This is a genomic window from Halobacillus trueperi (assembly GCF_003386945.1).
GTDB classification, from domain to species: Bacteria; Bacillota; Bacilli; order Bacillales; family Halobacillaceae; genus Halobacillus; species Halobacillus aidingensis.
In genome coordinates, this window is sequence record NZ_QUAE01000037.1 from 1 (window position 1) to 14,123 (window position 14,123).

The 14,123-nt window shown below is 41.3% G+C and carries 15 protein-coding genes and 2 rRNA genes; 13 read left to right on the plus strand and 4 right to left on the minus strand.

Annotated elements, in window-relative coordinates; all coding sequences use genetic code 11:
* The 4 genes from DYE48_RS20370 to DYE48_RS20385 form a co-directional block, all read left to right on the plus strand.
* Window positions 1–122, plus strand: a 23S ribosomal RNA gene (locus DYE48_RS20370); the annotation flags it as partial.
* Window positions 123–213: 91 nt separating this feature from the next.
* Window positions 214–327 (plus strand): 5S ribosomal RNA (rrf, locus tag DYE48_RS20375).
* A 184-nt stretch (window positions 328–511) separates the two neighbouring features.
* A complete protein-coding gene (locus tag DYE48_RS20380; RefSeq protein WP_115825144.1) occupies window positions 512–781 on the plus strand; it encodes a hypothetical protein in 270 nt (89 codons plus the stop codon).
* Window positions 782–848: 67 nt separating this feature from the next.
* Complete coding sequence (locus tag DYE48_RS20385; protein ID WP_244199495.1) at window positions 849–1,088, plus strand: hypothetical protein; 240 nt, start codon at window positions 849–851, stop codon at window positions 1,086–1,088.
* A 450-nt stretch (window positions 1,089–1,538) separates the two neighbouring features.
* On the opposite strand, the gene DYE48_RS20390 is transcribed toward DYE48_RS20385, so the two are convergent.
* Window positions 1,539–2,798: a BaiN/RdsA family NAD(P)/FAD-dependent oxidoreductase gene (locus DYE48_RS20390; RefSeq protein ID WP_115825154.1), complete on the minus strand. Its 1,260-nt coding sequence runs from the start codon at window positions 2,796–2,798 to the stop codon at window positions 1,539–1,541.
* A 103-nt stretch (window positions 2,799–2,901) separates the two neighbouring features.
* On the opposite strand from DYE48_RS20390, the gene DYE48_RS20395 reads away from it, so the two are divergent.
* The gene (locus DYE48_RS20395; RefSeq protein WP_115825145.1) at window positions 2,902–4,509 is read left to right on the plus strand and encodes a putative polysaccharide biosynthesis protein; all 1,608 of its coding nucleotides are present in this window, start codon (window positions 2,902–2,904) and stop codon (window positions 4,507–4,509) included.
* An 18-nt stretch (window positions 4,510–4,527) separates the two neighbouring features.
* On the plus strand, window positions 4,528–5,253 hold the full coding sequence (locus DYE48_RS20400) for a pseudouridine synthase (RefSeq protein ID WP_115825146.1): 726 nt from the start codon (window positions 4,528–4,530) through the stop codon (window positions 5,251–5,253).
* Window positions 5,254–5,321: 68 nt separating this feature from the next.
* Here DYE48_RS20400 and DYE48_RS20405 read toward each other — a convergent pair whose 3' ends face one another.
* The gene (locus tag DYE48_RS20405; protein WP_370551134.1) at window positions 5,322–5,519 is read right to left on the minus strand and encodes a DeoR family transcriptional regulator; all 198 of its coding nucleotides are present in this window, start codon (window positions 5,517–5,519) and stop codon (window positions 5,322–5,324) included.
* A 184-nt stretch (window positions 5,520–5,703) separates the two neighbouring features.
* Between DYE48_RS20405 and DYE48_RS20410 the strand changes: the two genes are divergently transcribed.
* Genes DYE48_RS20410 through DYE48_RS20430 form a run of 5 tightly spaced genes read left to right on the plus strand, consistent with a single transcriptional unit; the run spans window position 5,704 to window position 10,772 of the window.
* Complete coding sequence (locus DYE48_RS20410; protein ID WP_115825147.1) at window positions 5,704–6,723, plus strand: potassium channel family protein; 1,020 nt, start codon at window positions 5,704–5,706, stop codon at window positions 6,721–6,723.
* A 2-nt stretch (window positions 6,724–6,725) separates the two neighbouring features.
* Entirely contained in the window at window positions 6,726–8,099 is a 1,374-nt protein-coding gene (pepV, locus tag DYE48_RS20415; protein ID WP_115825148.1) for a dipeptidase PepV, read from the plus strand.
* An 18-nt stretch (window positions 8,100–8,117) separates the two neighbouring features.
* Window positions 8,118–9,299, plus strand: coding sequence for an MFS transporter (locus DYE48_RS20420; protein ID WP_089650478.1), 1,182 nt, complete (start codon window positions 8,118–8,120; stop codon window positions 9,297–9,299).
* A complete protein-coding gene (thpR, locus tag DYE48_RS20425) occupies window positions 9,296–9,853 on the plus strand; it encodes an RNA 2',3'-cyclic phosphodiesterase (protein WP_115825149.1) in 558 nt (185 codons plus the stop codon). The genes DYE48_RS20420 and thpR overlap by 4 nt, the downstream gene beginning before the upstream one ends.
* Window position 9,854: 1 nt before the next feature.
* Window positions 9,855–10,772 carry an NERD domain-containing protein gene (locus DYE48_RS20430; protein ID WP_167449566.1) on the plus strand — a complete coding sequence of 306 codons (918 nt, stop codon included), beginning with the start codon at window positions 9,855–9,857 and terminating at the stop codon, window positions 10,770–10,772.
* On the opposite strand, the gene DYE48_RS20435 is transcribed toward DYE48_RS20430, so the two are convergent.
* Window positions 10,759–11,778: an EAL domain-containing protein gene (locus DYE48_RS20435; RefSeq protein WP_115825151.1), complete on the minus strand. Its 1,020-nt coding sequence runs from the start codon at window positions 11,776–11,778 to the stop codon at window positions 10,759–10,761. The two genes, DYE48_RS20430 and DYE48_RS20435, sit on opposite strands and share 14 nt — an antisense overlap.
* Window positions 11,779–11,866: 88 nt before the next feature.
* Between DYE48_RS20435 and DYE48_RS20440 the strand changes: the two genes are divergently transcribed.
* Together DYE48_RS20440 and DYE48_RS20445 are read left to right on the plus strand one after the other, a co-directional pair.
* Complete coding sequence (locus DYE48_RS20440) at window positions 11,867–12,796, plus strand: diacylglycerol/lipid kinase family protein (protein ID WP_115825152.1); 930 nt, start codon at window positions 11,867–11,869, stop codon at window positions 12,794–12,796.
* Window positions 12,797–12,954: 158 nt separating this feature from the next.
* Window positions 12,955–13,761, plus strand: coding sequence for a phosphotransferase family protein (locus tag DYE48_RS20445; protein WP_208599151.1), 807 nt, complete (start codon window positions 12,955–12,957; stop codon window positions 13,759–13,761).
* 37 nt (window positions 13,762–13,798) lie between these two features.
* Here the strand turns inward: DYE48_RS20445 and DYE48_RS21300 are convergent.
* Window positions 13,799–14,123, minus strand: a 325-nt coding sequence (locus tag DYE48_RS21300) for a hypothetical protein (protein WP_208639675.1), incomplete at its 5' end; no start/stop codon positions are given.

Genomic DNA, 14,123 nt, shown 5'->3' on the forward strand with positions numbered 1-14,123 from the left:
TGAGATTTCCCTTTGCTTTAAGCAAATAAGATCCCTCAGAGACGATGAGGTTGATAGGTCCGAGGTGGAAGCGTGGTGACACGTGGAGCTGACGGATACTAATGGATCGATGACTTATCTATCTGATAAAAATCATTCGTGAAAAGATTGTACTCTTTCAAACAAGATGTTTCCTTATCCAGTTTTGAGGGTTCACCTCAAACTTTATATTGATGTGGTGGTGAAGGCGAAGAGGTCACACCTGTTCCCATGCCGAACACAGCAGTTAAGCTCTTCAGCGCCGATGGTAGTCGGGTTTACCCCCGTGAGAGTAGGACGCCGCCACATCATACGATAACCCTTCAGGAATATTCCTGAAGGGTTATTTATTTATGGATATTAGCAAAACATTTGATAGAATAATAGTATACATAGGATTCATAAGGTTTTAGAGCTGTGCCAACATATGCGCACATGTAAGTGAACTGAAATGGTGAATGGGGAGTTATTTATGAAGGGAAGGGTGTAGGGAATGGCAGAATTGGTAAGGAAAAGGAATACGTTTTGGAATTGGAAGTATGCAGTAATGTTATTATTAATCCCGTTTGGTTTTTATTTAGTATCATTAAAGGAACAAATCGGTTTTCTTCAACATATTTTCTTTGTAGGGATTATTGTATGGCTGGCATTTGTTGGAGTATTTGGGATCACCAACCGCTACGAAAGGTTAAAAATGTATGGATTCTTATATTTATCTAGCAGTCTTCTTTTCGCTTATTTAGGACTTGTATTTATTTGGTAGAAATTCTTGAGTTTCTTAATATTCCTCGTTATACTGAGTAAGAGAATGTATGTTCGGAGGGACCTATATGCAACTAGTGCGTTGGAGCTACTCGAGAAGAAAAATGGTCCGAGGGTATTTTGATAAGTTTCCGCATTCTACGGTTTATTTCAGACGTATTCGAAGGTTTTATATTGTGTATATGGTGGATTGGGATGAGGTTGATCCTCTTGTTTCTCAGGAGGATCGTGAAGAGATGCAACATCTAATAAATGAGGAATTAGGTAGATTGAAAGAATATGAACAAAGAAAGTCGAGAAAGGGCTGACCCTCTCTCGACTTCTTTTTTTTCTTCCAACATTATTCATTTTTGCTCCCGGTTGCGGAAGACACAGTTTCGAAATAATTGGGGTTCGTTGCTAAGTTGAGCGTAAGGAAAGGTTGGGAAGCAACTCGCTTTCCACTCCCTCATTCCTTGCAGGAGAGAAGCGACCCCCTATACTAATATGGGGGGTATTCCACTCCCACCCGGAAGCAGGCATAAAACGCTCTATATCAATAATTCACGAACAGAATGGGTGCTAATGAAGTTTATATCCCTTCCTATTCCTTATACATACAAGGTGCTTATTCCGGAAGTGATTTCGAGTCACTGACATGGTAAAGGGGCGTAGCGAAACTTTTCCCGCAGCCCCAAGAATCGCACAAACACCTCGGAATCAAGTCTTCAAAAAACTGCAATTTAGTTTAACAACGTATGGAAGCAAAAGATCTAAAGCTATGCCATTGCTTCCCATGCTGCGTGCATTCCCGCGACCCTGCCGGTGACCATGGCAGAGGTGATATTGTATCCACCTGTATACCCGTGGATATCAAGGATTTCCCCGCAGAAATAGAGGCGTTCCATAAGCTTGGATTGCATCGTGTTCGGGATGATCTCTTTTATTGAAACACCACCGCCTGTGACGAAGGCTTTTTCAATCGGCTGAGAGTCATGAATATGGACGTGGAATTTCTTTAACAATTGAGTGAAATTCCGCAACTTTTCGTTTGAGATGTTGGCAGATTTTTCATCAGGGGATATCTCAGATTTCTCAAGAACAAAATCAAGCAGTCGTTCTGGTACCATCCCTTTGATCACATTTCTGAAGGTTTTCTTTGAATGTTCTTCCATCATATTTTGAAGTTTGTCTAATAAAACATTTTCTTTCTCATCAGGTAGAGCGTCAATTTCAATGGTTACAGGTCGGTGTCCTTTCATGAACTCTTTGACAACATATTGAGAGCACCTTAAAATGGCAGGCCCGGATAAGCCGAAATGAGTAAACAACATGTCCATCCGGTGTGTGACGATTTTTCTTCCTTTTTCATTTAACACAGAGACATCGACATCTCTTAGAGAGAGTCCTTGCAATGTCTTGTTTTTAATAAATGGGTCTTTGGAAAGAAGGGGAACCTCGGTCGGAAAAAGCTGGGTAATCGTATGACCCGCTTTTTTTGCCCATGCATATCCATCTCCAGTGGAGCCTGTATGGGGCACAGCTTTCCCACCTACAGCCAGGATCAGTGACCGGGTTTGGATCTTTTCTTTGGATTTTAAAATGACTTGGTGCTCATTTTCTCCATAATGGATCGCCTCCACAGGTGTCTCTGTCCGGACTTCAATATTTAATTCTTCCATGCGATTCAAAAGGGCTTGGACTACATCTTTGGCCTTGTTACTGACAGGAAACATTCGTCCGTGATCTTCTTCTTTCAAACCTACACCGAGTCCTTCGAAGAAATCGATGATGTCATAATTGTTGAATACAGAGAAAGGGCTGTATAAAAACTTTCCATTTCCCGGGATATGTTTGATCACTTCATCTTCTGGAAGTCGGTTGGTGACGTTACACCGCCCTCCTCCCGATATGGCAAGCTTTGTTCCTAGTTTTTTTCCTTTATCAATCAGCAGAGTGTCGACACCTTGCTCAGCTGCAGCAATAGCAGCCATGAGTCCTGAAGGCCCTCCACCAATAACTGTTACTTGGTAAGTCATGGATGTCTTCCTTTCTTGGGTCATTCGTTCCTTGTTCTTCCTTTATCTATGATAAAATAGATGAGGTCGATTCTACAATAAAATTGAAGGTGAAAAGCGAATTATGTCAAAGATACTTAAAGGTACGATGTTATTAACGGCCGGAACATTTTTGTCAAAGTTTCTAGGAATGATTTATACCGTTCCGTTTGAAAATATGGTAGGTACGGAAGGAACAGATTTATTTTCGATTGCTTACGTTCCCTACAGCATATTACTTAGTCTTTCCAGTTTGGGGGTACCTGTAGCTGTCTCCAAGTTTGTTTCAAAGTATAACTCTTTGGGAGACTATGAAACAGGTCGTAAAATGTTAAAAGCTGGTCTGACTCTTATGTCCATTACTGGTGTATTAGCATTCTTGATTTTATTCTTTTCTGCAGAGCAGGTGGCTGCATGGACGATTGGTGAAAACTCTGATCGACTTGGACATGCCACAATGGTCATACAAATGGTCAGCTTTGCACTGCTTGTGATTCCGCCTATGAGTATTACGAGGGGATTCTTCCAAGGGCATGAATCCATGGCGCCTACAGCCGTTTCACAGGTGATTGAACAAATTGTAAGAATTGTGTTCTTGCTTGTTTCTGTTTTTATTATTGTTCAAGTTCTACAAGGGCCGATTCCTCTAGCGGTCGGTTTTGCAACGTTTGCCGCATTCATTGGTGGAATTGCTTCTTGTATCGTCCTTTATTGGTATTGGAGAAAGAGAAAACCTTTCTTGGATCGCCAGTTAGAGGCGCAAGAATATACGTATGGTCTGTCCAACAAGGACATGTTCCAAGAGTTATTCGCCTATGCAGGACCATTCATCTTAGTTGGGATTGCTACACCATTGTATCAGCTTGTCGATCAGTTTACGTTAGAAAAAGCAATCAAAGCCTCTGGGTTAGAGTATAACAATGCTTTTTCGATTATCAATTTCCTGAGTCATAAATTAATTATGATTCCGGTCACGTTAGGACTTGGATTATCGTTAGCTCTGTTACCGGCGATCACTCAGGCTTTTACTAAAAATGAGATGAACCGTCTGAATCACCAGATTAACCAGGCACTACAAATCGTCGCCTTATTGATCATCCCAGCTGTTGTTGGTCTTTCAGTTGTAGCTTTTGAGGCCTATGGGACATTTTATGGGGTTGAGGAGCTCGAATATCGGGGAGATCTATTGCGCTGGTATGCGCCAGTAGGATTGTTCCTGGCCTTATATACAGTAACTTCATCCATCCTACAAGGGATCAATAAACAAAATTTTGCTGTCATAAGTCTTGGGACAGGAATTCTACTAAAACTGGGACTGAACTGGTGGCTCATTCAACTATTTGGAGCAAAAGGAGCGATCATTGCCACAGGCATCGGTGTTGCTGCAGCGGTTATCCTTAACTTTGGACGTATTTTCACTTCCATTGAATTTTCTTACCAACAGTTGTTTAAGAGGACGTTGCTTGTTCTGATTTTGACAATGATCATGGCTATTGTTGTGCTCTTTATCAAATGGGTGCTTGGCTTCATTTTAGATCCGATGGAAAGTAGACTGGATGCACTGATCGTACTGTTCTTCAGTATAGGTGCTGGAGGTCTTGTTTACCTGTGGTTAACCTATCAGACAACATTGCTCGAGCGTATCTTAGGTGATCGTGTTCGTGTACTGGATAGATTTTTAAAAAGAGGATAAAAGGAGGTTTGGTCCAAGATGAGAATTGATAAACTTTTAGCCAACATGGGTTATGGTACGAGAAAAGAAGTGAAAACACTTTTGAAGGGCGGAAACGTACGAATCAATGGCAACCCTGAGAAAAGTCCGAAAACCCACGTAAATCCTGATGAAGATCTGGTCACGGTGATGGGGGAAGAAGTAGAGTATAGAGAATACATTTATTTGATGATGAACAAACCAGGCGATTTGATTTCTGCGACGGAAGATGCGCATGATCCAACGGTGATTGATATTTTGCAGCCCGAGGACCAGGTATTTGACCCGTTCCCTGTTGGCAGACTGGATAAGGATACAGAGGGGCTGTTGTTGATCACGAATGATGGACAGCTTAATCATCGACTAACCTCTCCTAAAAAAGATGTAGGGAAGACTTACTTCGCTGTCATCTATGGAAAAGTAACAGAAGAAGATGTGAGGAAATTCTCTGAAGGCGTCACTCTGGATGATGGATATCAGACCAAGCCAGGGAAATTGGTCATTCTCGAATCCGACGATGTTTCCGAAATAGAGTTGACCATCACGGAAGGGAAATTTCATCAGGTCAAACGTATGTTTGAAGCCGTTGATAAAAAGGTGACTTATCTTAAAAGGGTGATGATCGGCGAACTTGCGCTGGATGAGGATCTTGACCTTGGCGAGTACAGAGAGCTGACAGATGAAGAAATTGACTATTTGATGGGAATCACAAACTTAGAACAGTAGACATCTTTGAATGATCAACCAAAAAAACACCCGGAATCTTTTCCGGGTGTCATCTATATCCTCATCTTCTATGATATTTTGACTTTCTTTTCAGTGATTGTCCATTTTCCACGGTGCGGACTTGATACAAGCCCGTTGTATTCCAAAATGCTTAAGTCCCTCTGCATAGTACGGTCAGTGATACCGAACTCGTCTGCTAACTCATTAGTCGATACTGTTCCCCGGTCTCTAATATAGAGGTAAACAGCTTTGATCCGATTGAGCATGCGGGATGATGGATGATTCAAAAAACCACTCCTTAATCGTCATTGTATGGAACTTGTGGTGCATGTGAATCTCTGAAGTTGGTTTCATTCTACAATAATGAGACGGAACGTGCTACTATAATCGTTTTAATTTACAGATTATTCATCTAATTTACAAAATATTAAAAGTTAGGAGGCTGGTACTATGATTTTACTTCGGAAGATTTTCTTGAAAATGGTAAGAGTAAACAATACTGTACTGTTTACTGCGAGCGCTCTTCTTATTCTTGTTTCCAGTATTTTAATCGTTGTTGTAGAAAATGATACATTCCCAACTCTTTTTGATGGTTTCTGGTGGGTGATGACAACGGTTACAACTGTAGGTTACGGGGACTATTTTCCGGTGACGGTGGCAGGACGTTCCATTGCGATACTATTATATGTCATAGGTATTGGACTTATTGGTATTGTGATAGGAAAAATTATTGATGGCTTAGCCATTTTTCGAAAAAAACGGTTGGAAGGTGATATTGTGTATAAAGAGAGTGGTCATTTCGTTATTATTGGATGGTCTCAAAAAGCCCATTTTGCGGTAAAGGAAATGATGGAAACAAATAAGGAATGCAATATTGTTATCATAGATCAATTAAAAGAAGCTCCGATTCTTACAGAAAATATCCATTACATAAAAGGCGAGGCTTCGGACGAAGATACGCTGGAAAAGGCAAACATTTCTCAAGCAAAAGCCGTCCTTATTTTTGCAGATGAGCGAATGGGAAATGAACAGATGACAGATGGGAAAACCCTTTTAATTGCTTCTTCTATTGAAACTGTAGCTCCGAATGTTCATACCATTGCAGAAATCATGGAAGAAAAACATGTGAAGAATTTCAAACATGCTCAAATCGATGAATTTATTGTGTCCAATGAAACGATTTCTTCTCTTGCCGTCCGTTCAGCTTTCAGAAAAGGTGTTTCCGGCATCTATGGTCAGTTGCTTAAGAGATCGGTAGGAGAAGACTTATACTACATTCCGAAAAAAAGCAGCTGGAGAACATATCGGGATGCTTTTCAGTCTTTACTTGATGATGGTGCAACTTTAATCGCTGATCGGAATGACCTAACCATCAATCGCAAATTGGATGAATCTATACCTGACGGGGCAGAGTTATACGCTGTATGTGACAAGCCGACATATGAAAAAATTCTAGGTAAAGGAGAATGAGTATGGATTTTCATGCGTTAAGTAAGAGGTACGAAAAGGAATATTTAGAGTACGTGATGGAGTTGTTGAAAATTCCGAGTGTTTACGAAGAAGATCGTGTGTATCCCTATGGAAAACCTATTCATGATGCTTTGGAAAAAATGCTGAGGATTGGGGAAGAAGATGGATTTATTACCAAGAATGTAGATGGACATGGCGGTCATATTGAATTCGGGGATGGGGATGAGGTCATTGGTGTTCTTGGCCATTTGGATGTTGTGCCGGCAGGAGCCGGTTGGACCACACCCCCTTTTGAACCGACCATAAGGGACGGCAGGTTATACGCCCGTGGTGCTCAAGATGATAAAGGGCCTGTGATGGCTGCCTACATCGCTATGAAACTTTTAAAAGAACAAGGGTTTGAACCTAAGAAAAAAATTCGTTTAATTCTTGGTACCGACGAAGAGCGAGACTGGAAGGGAATCGATTATTATTTTAAGAAGGAGACGATGCCTTCTCTAGGCTTCACCCCCGATGCATCCTTTCCGGTCATTCATGCTGAAAAAGGATTGTTAGACAGCTACATCACCTATACGCTACCTGAAAATGAGGGAGAAACAAAGGTAATCTCCGTGCAAGGTGGAGACCGTTTAAATATGGTCCCTGATGAGGCAGCGGCATGGATTGAATCGCCACTGAATATATACAAGGTTTTTAACGATTATCTAGCCCAACACAAGCTTGAGGGGACAGTAAAGTCTACAGGCGGACAATATGAGGTGAAAGTGAAAGGCAATGCCGTGCATGCAAGCAAACCAGAAGAAGGACTGAATGCCATTACAGCCTTGTTACGTTTTCTACAATCCCTTCCGCTAAAGCGTGAGTACGAATTGTTTATACAAAATATGTATAAGGCATTTGAATCTACAGATGGGGAAGGTTTAAATGTAAAGCAAATGGATGAAGTTTCCGGCGCTCTCACTTCAAACCTCGGGTCGATTGCGATGGATGAGCATACGTGTAAGCTTGGTTTCAACCTTAGGTATCCTGTGAGTGCAGATTATTTGGCCATTGATCAGAAATTAAAAGATCTCGCTGCAAAAAATGAGGGCACGTATGAAGTCTTCGACCATCTGGCATCGATTCACCTTGAAAAAGACCATCCCTTTGTCACCACATTGCTTTCCGTTTATAACAACGTCACTGGTGAAGAAGCGAAAGCGAAGACGATGGGAGGGGCGACCTATGCGAGAGCCCTTGAAGCAGGCGTTGCTTTCGGGGCCTTATTTGATGATAGCCCGGATACGGCTCACCAAAGGGACGAACATGTAAGAATTTCAGATATGATCAAGGCCATTGAAATCTATGCCGAAAGTCTATATGCATTGACAAGATAAAGAAAGAGGGACCACGTGATGTCCGAACCTTCCACGGAGAAAACATATCGCTTTATTCAGATGTTTTACTTTTTTACTTTTTTTGCCTTCGGTTCGATTTTTCCTCTATTATCTGTCTTTTTAGAAGAGGAAAAAGGGCTGAATCACACACAAATCGGAATCGTTATCGCAGCCCTTCCCCTGGTCACCATTTTTGTACAACCGGTTTGGGGGATGCTGAGTGATTATACAAGGAATCCGAAACGGTTGTTAATGATTGCTTCCATTTTCGCTTCCGTGCTGGGAATCTTTTATCCCTGGCTGCAATTGTTCCCCGTCCTCTTACTAGGCATCATTTGTATCGCATTGTTTCAATCAGGGATCGTTCCTTTGTCTGACAGCTTATCATTGAATTTTGTCCAACGGAATGGAAAGGAATATGGTAACATCCGCCTTTGGGGAGCCGTTGGTTTCGCTGTGGCTGTATTTGTTTTAGGACGTTTGACAGAAGCGACTGGGTCGATGAATTGGATTTTTTATTCTTTTTCATTAGGATTACTGCTCGCTTTACTGACTTTATTTGAATTTCCAAAGCGCGCCGATGAGGTGACGGTTTCTTTTAGAGAGGGATTAAAGACCTTAATTAAAGAAAAGCCATTCCTGCTTTTTCTTGTATCTAACTTTCTCATCTTTGGTCCTGTCTTAGCGAATAATTATTATTTTGGTACGTTTATATTAGTTGTAGGAGGGACACTTTCAGGGGTAGGACTTGCCTTTTTGCTTGCCGCTGGAAGTGAAGCACCATTCATGAAGTTCGCTCAAATGGTCATCAATCGTTTTGGCGTTGTATTTATTATCATTTTCAGTGCATCGGTCTCTTGTTTAAGATGGTTGTTTTATTATTTTGAACCCTCTAGTACAGTCGTCTACGCAACGACGATTGCCCAGGGGGTTTCCGTGGGACTCTACATACCCGCTGCTCTCATCCTGGTTCGGGAACTGGCGCCGGACGATGTAAGGGCTACGGCTGTGGGCTTATATTCAGCTGTCGGAAACGGACTTGGGAATGCTTGTTTTACATTCGTTGGAGGATTGGTGATTGATCTTTATAGTGTGTCGTTCATGTATGGTGTGTTTTCTTTCATGACTTTTATAGGAATCATCATTCTCCTGGTCGTTAATAAAATGGTTCAACCTGAAATGAAGGGGCGTATGGCATGAGTCATTATTTTATTGGTATAAAAGTCCATTCTGAGATTAGTGAAAAATTGATGAACTGGCAATCCATTCTGAGAGAGACAATGAACTATAAAGATTGGACGGCGAAAGCAGATTTGCATGTCACATTAAAGTTTCTCGGTAGTTGTTCCGATGAAAGGATTGAACGATATGTCCAACGTTTGAAAAATGAAAGCTGGCCTTCTGAGTATTCTTTAACAGTGGGTCCGGCTGGTGGTTTCGGTGATCAGGAGCGACCGAGGGTTTTCCATGCACAAGTGGAGAAGGCACCTTCCTTGTTGGAAACAAAAGAAAAAGTGGATGGGATTGGTGAAAAGTTAGGTTTTCAAAAGGAAAAACGTGAGTTCAATCCCCATATCACATTGGCTAAAAAGCAGGCAGAAGGGGTCTCCCCATTAATGGAGGCTTCCGAGGACTCTGTCCTTTTTGAAACGTATGAAATGGTCGTGAACGAATTTTCTATTTTCCGAATCCATCCTGGAAAGCATCCAAAGTATGAAACAGTTGCGACGATTAAAGGTGGTCAGAAGATTTAATATGGCACAATTGATTAAATTAAATGATTATATTTCCAGATATGAAACAAATATCTATCAGTATCCCAGCCGATATGTAAAATTAAAAAGTGATCATTGGAATAAAATGAAAAAACGGTTCGAACAAGGTTGGGTTGAAAAGCCAATCGAAAATGGCAAAAGAATAGAAGAAGAGGAGCAGAAAGGGATTAAAAAGTTTTTTAAAAAGAAATCGAAAGAAGAAGCGGAGGAATCCATAGAAAATCCTTTGAGCAAAGATGATTTTCCTTCCTCAACGGAAGAATTGAAACAATACTACTTAGATGGTTTAATCCCCTTTCAGTTGAAATGGGCGACGACTACTTTAATGGAAAAATCATTTCTGGATCCCTCTTACAAGCAAAATTCTGACTTGAAGTATTTTTTACAACGTTTTCCGGATACCTTTCTTCTTATGTTTGAGCCTGTTGTGCAAATGAAAAACGCAGAGGTGGAGATCGACCATCTGCTTATCGGTCCATCTGGTATTGAAATCATCTCTCTCCTCTCTCATCCAAACGGCGAATCCATTCATCCTACTTCAGAAAATAGTTGGAATATTGAAAAGGAGGGGGGGCAAAGCAAGGTGTTGAGCCCGATGCACTCCCTCCGCAGAACAGAAACATTTGTAAAAAGTGTACTGAATAAATATCAATTGGACTTTCCATATCGCAAAGTCGTCTTATCTAAAAATATGCGATTTGTTTCGGGACAAGTTCCCTATAGAACCGACTGGATTGGTAAAGATCAATATACCTCATGGTTTCATGAGAAAAGGGCGGTAAAATCTCCATTGAAGTATGACCAATTGAAGGTAGCAGAAGCTTTGTTGAAACATTGCAGGACAATCGCTGTTAAACGCCCGGAATGGGACATGGAAGACAGTTTTACGGAAGGATGAATTCCTTTTCCGGGACAGCCTGTGGCTTTCCGATGTAGTAACCCTGGCCAAAATCAACACCTAATTGTTGAAGCCATTCCCATTCTTCTTGTAATTCGATCCCTTCAGCGAGAACGTGGATGTTCAATTGTTTTGCTCGTTCCATCACATCGAATAGAAAAGCTTGATTGTTCACATCCGAATGACAATTTTGAATGTAAGAACGATCTATTTTTAAATAATCCGGTTGAAGCAGACTGAGCATCTCTAATGTGCTGTAACCGGAGCCGACATCATCCAGTGCCACTTTCATTCCCGACGCTTTATATGTTTCGAGGATGGATTTTAAATGTTCCACATCATCGATTTTTTCTGTTTCAACGACTTCAAAAACAAGGTCTTCTGGATCAATGTTAAATTCTTTAACGATTTGGAACGTGTGCTTCAAGCAAAATTCCGGTACATAAATCGTCGATGGAAGAAAGTTGATGAATATCTTATCTCCCGCATTCAGATGTTCTGACTTTGCTTTTACCGCTGTTCTGCGTGCTTTTTGATCAAGCATGGATTGGAGACCAGAGCGGCTGGCATATGAAAATAATTCCCCAGGTGGTACAGAAAGGTCTTTCGTCCGAAGTAGAGACTCATATCCGTAAACGCGGTTGTTCTTCATGTCAACAATGGGCTGTAAGTGCGATTGAAAAGATCCGGAATGGATCAACTCCGCTAATTCAGGGGATTGCAATCTTTCATATAAATGTTGAATAGAAATCGGAAATGATTGAGAGTTTTCGGTATTGAGAATATGTACCCAATAATCTGGCGTTGAACCTTCAAACCAATCGACCAGAGCAAGTCTTAATTCATCTTTATTCTTATAGCTATAAACTTTTGCCTCCGGACTTTCATAGGTGAGACGAAGTGGAAATTCCTTTCCTCCTTGATGAGGATGTATGGAGTTCAAAACTAATGCTCCCTGTTCTGGAATAAATACAGAAGTACCACAATATTGACAATCCTTTGCCAAAGTATACCCCTCCTTTTTTACTAATAGTATACTAGAATAATAGGAACGTTGTATAATGATATGATCACATAGGTAGGAGAAATGTCTCATGTACATAATGATTGTCAATCCAGTAGCTGGTAATGGTAAAGCAATGAGCCTGTTTCGGCGCATACAAAAAGAACCGTTATATAAAAAAGAGAATTGTCGGTCGTTCCTAACTGAAGAAACCGGGCATGCAGAAAGACTGGCCCTTCAAGTGACCAAAATCCATCATGAGTCTTTGAAAGGAATTATTGTCCTTGGAGGGGATGGGACGCTCCATGAAGTCGTGAATGGAATAAGAAATTATTCTGAAACTCCTGTTTGTTTTATACCAGCGGGTTCAGGGAATGATTTTGCCAGAGGGACGTCTTTGAAGAAGCGAGGACTAAAACTGTTTCGATCCTATGTGAGAAACCCAAAGAAATCAAAGGTCTATCTTGCAAACTACAGTCTTAATAACAGGCAGAAGCATGGAAGGCGTATGTTTATGAATAGTATCGGCTTTGGGCTTGATGGTGTAGTGGTAGCTGTAGCCAACCAGCAAAAATACCGCTCCTGGACAAAAAGGCTTCATATAACTAAACTTACTTATCCTCTTGCTCTTCTGCGATCCATATCGAAGGCCAAACCCATCCAATTTGAGCTTTCTCTTGATGGGAAACAAATGAACATTCATCAAGCCATGATGGTGACCATAACCAATCATCCTTATTATGGTGGTGGAATGAAGATTGCCCCAAAGGCGAACATAAACAGTAAAGGGTTATCCATCCTTGTAGTCAAGCCGATATCTAAAAAGAAGCTGCTGGCCATGTTTATCAGCGTATTTTTTGGTCTGCATACAAAGATGAAGGAAGTGGAAGAATGGAAAGCTTCCTCTGTACATATAAGCTCGGGACAACCGCTCCCTTTTCAAGTGGATGGTCAAAATGGCTCTTGCTGTGATTGCAGCATCAAGAAAGCGGAAACATCGACAACATTCTACTTGGATTGATAGATATCTCTTGAAAGTTGACAGATTGATGGGTTAATCTAAAATAAGGTAACTGTTGAATCGGTATCATGAAAATTTTGGATCATTACCAAAGTACGATATACTAGAACAACAAACAAAGTCGTGATTCAATCACAAGAGGATTTGAGGAATTGAAGGTGAAATGGTTGGAACATATTCTTGGTAGTAATTGGACGATAACACCAGCAGGCGGTTCGACAGGAGAAGCCTACTACGCTCAGACCGAAGGGAAACGTTTATTCTTAAAACGTAATTCTTCCCCCTTTTTAGCTGTTTTATCTGCTGAAGGTATTGTGCCAAAGCTTGTATGGACCAAACGGCTTGAGAACGGAGATGTAATTACAGCACAGGAGTGGCTGGAAGGGCGCGAACTGAAGCCTGAGGAGATGAAACATAGACGTGTGGCAAACCTTCTTAGCAAAATCCATCATTCCACAGAACTTCTTGATATGCTCATGAGGCTAGGAAAACATCCGTTAACACCGGATGAAGTACTGAGAGATATAAAAGAAAACCAAAAGGTTCTGGATCAAGTAGATCCCCGGATCGAAATTCATCAAGCCATCAAATTTTTAGAAAAACACGCTCACCATGTCCACCATGATGTACACGTCGTTTGTCATTGCGATACAAACCATAATAATTGGTTGTTGTCTTCCAAAGACCAGCTTTACCTTATCGACTGGGATAACGCAATGGTAGCAGATCCAGCTCTTGATCTTGGCATGCTATTGTATAACTATATCCCCGAAGATCATTGGAACGTATGGTTAAAAGAATATGGAATCTACCCTGACTCTCATATGTTTGAACGAATGAAGTGGTACTCTGTATCGCAGGCCCTGGCTTTCATACAATGGCATCAAATGAGAGGCGAATACGATGAAGCTTCCATTCGGACCGAGAAGCTGAAAAAAATTATGAAAAAGCATGAAATCATATAAAAAAGTTCCATCTGAATTTTATTCAGATGGAACTTTTTTATATTTCATATTCAACTAAATGGCAGGATTGTGGAAGACTTAGTTTCGAGACTTTTGTTGAGTGGATGGGGGCTGCGGGGAATGGATCGCTTTCCGCGGGAGCGCGGTGAGCCTCCTCGGACTTCTGCGGGGTCTCGCCTAGCACTCTTTTCCCGCAGGAGTATCCCATTCCCCTCCGCCCCTTTGCCAAATTAGTTGTCTCGAAACCTCCTTCTCGAATAAGCAACAATCCAGCGATGGGAGTATAAGGATCAAATTCCCGTGCAGAGGTGTTTGAATCCTGAAAGCTTGATACTGAGCGCTTTATACTCCTAACAGTGGGA

Excerpts from the sequence above, each read along its gene's own strand:
- DYE48_RS20380 (WP_115825144.1), top strand. The coding sequence starts at position 512 with ATGGCAGAATTGGTAAGGAAAAGGAATACGTTTTGGAATTGGAAGTAT.
- DYE48_RS20385 (WP_244199495.1), top strand. The coding sequence starts at position 849 with ATGCAACTAGTGCGTTGGAGCTACTCGAGAAGAAAAATGGTCCGAGGG.
- DYE48_RS20390 (WP_115825154.1), bottom strand. The coding sequence starts at position 2,798 with ATGACTTACCAAGTAACAGTTATTGGTGGAGGGCCTTCAGGACTCATG.
- DYE48_RS20395 (WP_115825145.1), top strand. The coding sequence starts at position 2,902 with ATGTCAAAGATACTTAAAGGTACGATGTTATTAACGGCCGGAACATTT.
- DYE48_RS20400 (WP_115825146.1), top strand. The coding sequence starts at position 4,528 with ATGAGAATTGATAAACTTTTAGCCAACATGGGTTATGGTACGAGAAAA.
- DYE48_RS20405 (WP_370551134.1), bottom strand. The coding sequence starts at position 5,519 with ATGCTCAATCGGATCAAAGCTGTTTACCTCTATATTAGAGACCGGGGA.
- DYE48_RS20410 (WP_115825147.1), top strand. The coding sequence starts at position 5,704 with ATGATTTTACTTCGGAAGATTTTCTTGAAAATGGTAAGAGTAAACAAT.
- pepV (WP_115825148.1), top strand. The coding sequence starts at position 6,726 with ATGGATTTTCATGCGTTAAGTAAGAGGTACGAAAAGGAATATTTAGAG.
- DYE48_RS20420 (WP_089650478.1), top strand. The coding sequence starts at position 8,118 with ATGTCCGAACCTTCCACGGAGAAAACATATCGCTTTATTCAGATGTTT.
- thpR (WP_115825149.1), top strand. The coding sequence starts at position 9,296 with ATGAGTCATTATTTTATTGGTATAAAAGTCCATTCTGAGATTAGTGAA.
- DYE48_RS20430 (WP_167449566.1), top strand. The coding sequence starts at position 9,855 with ATGGCACAATTGATTAAATTAAATGATTATATTTCCAGATATGAAACA.
- DYE48_RS20440 (WP_115825152.1), top strand. The coding sequence starts at position 11,867 with ATGTACATAATGATTGTCAATCCAGTAGCTGGTAATGGTAAAGCAATG.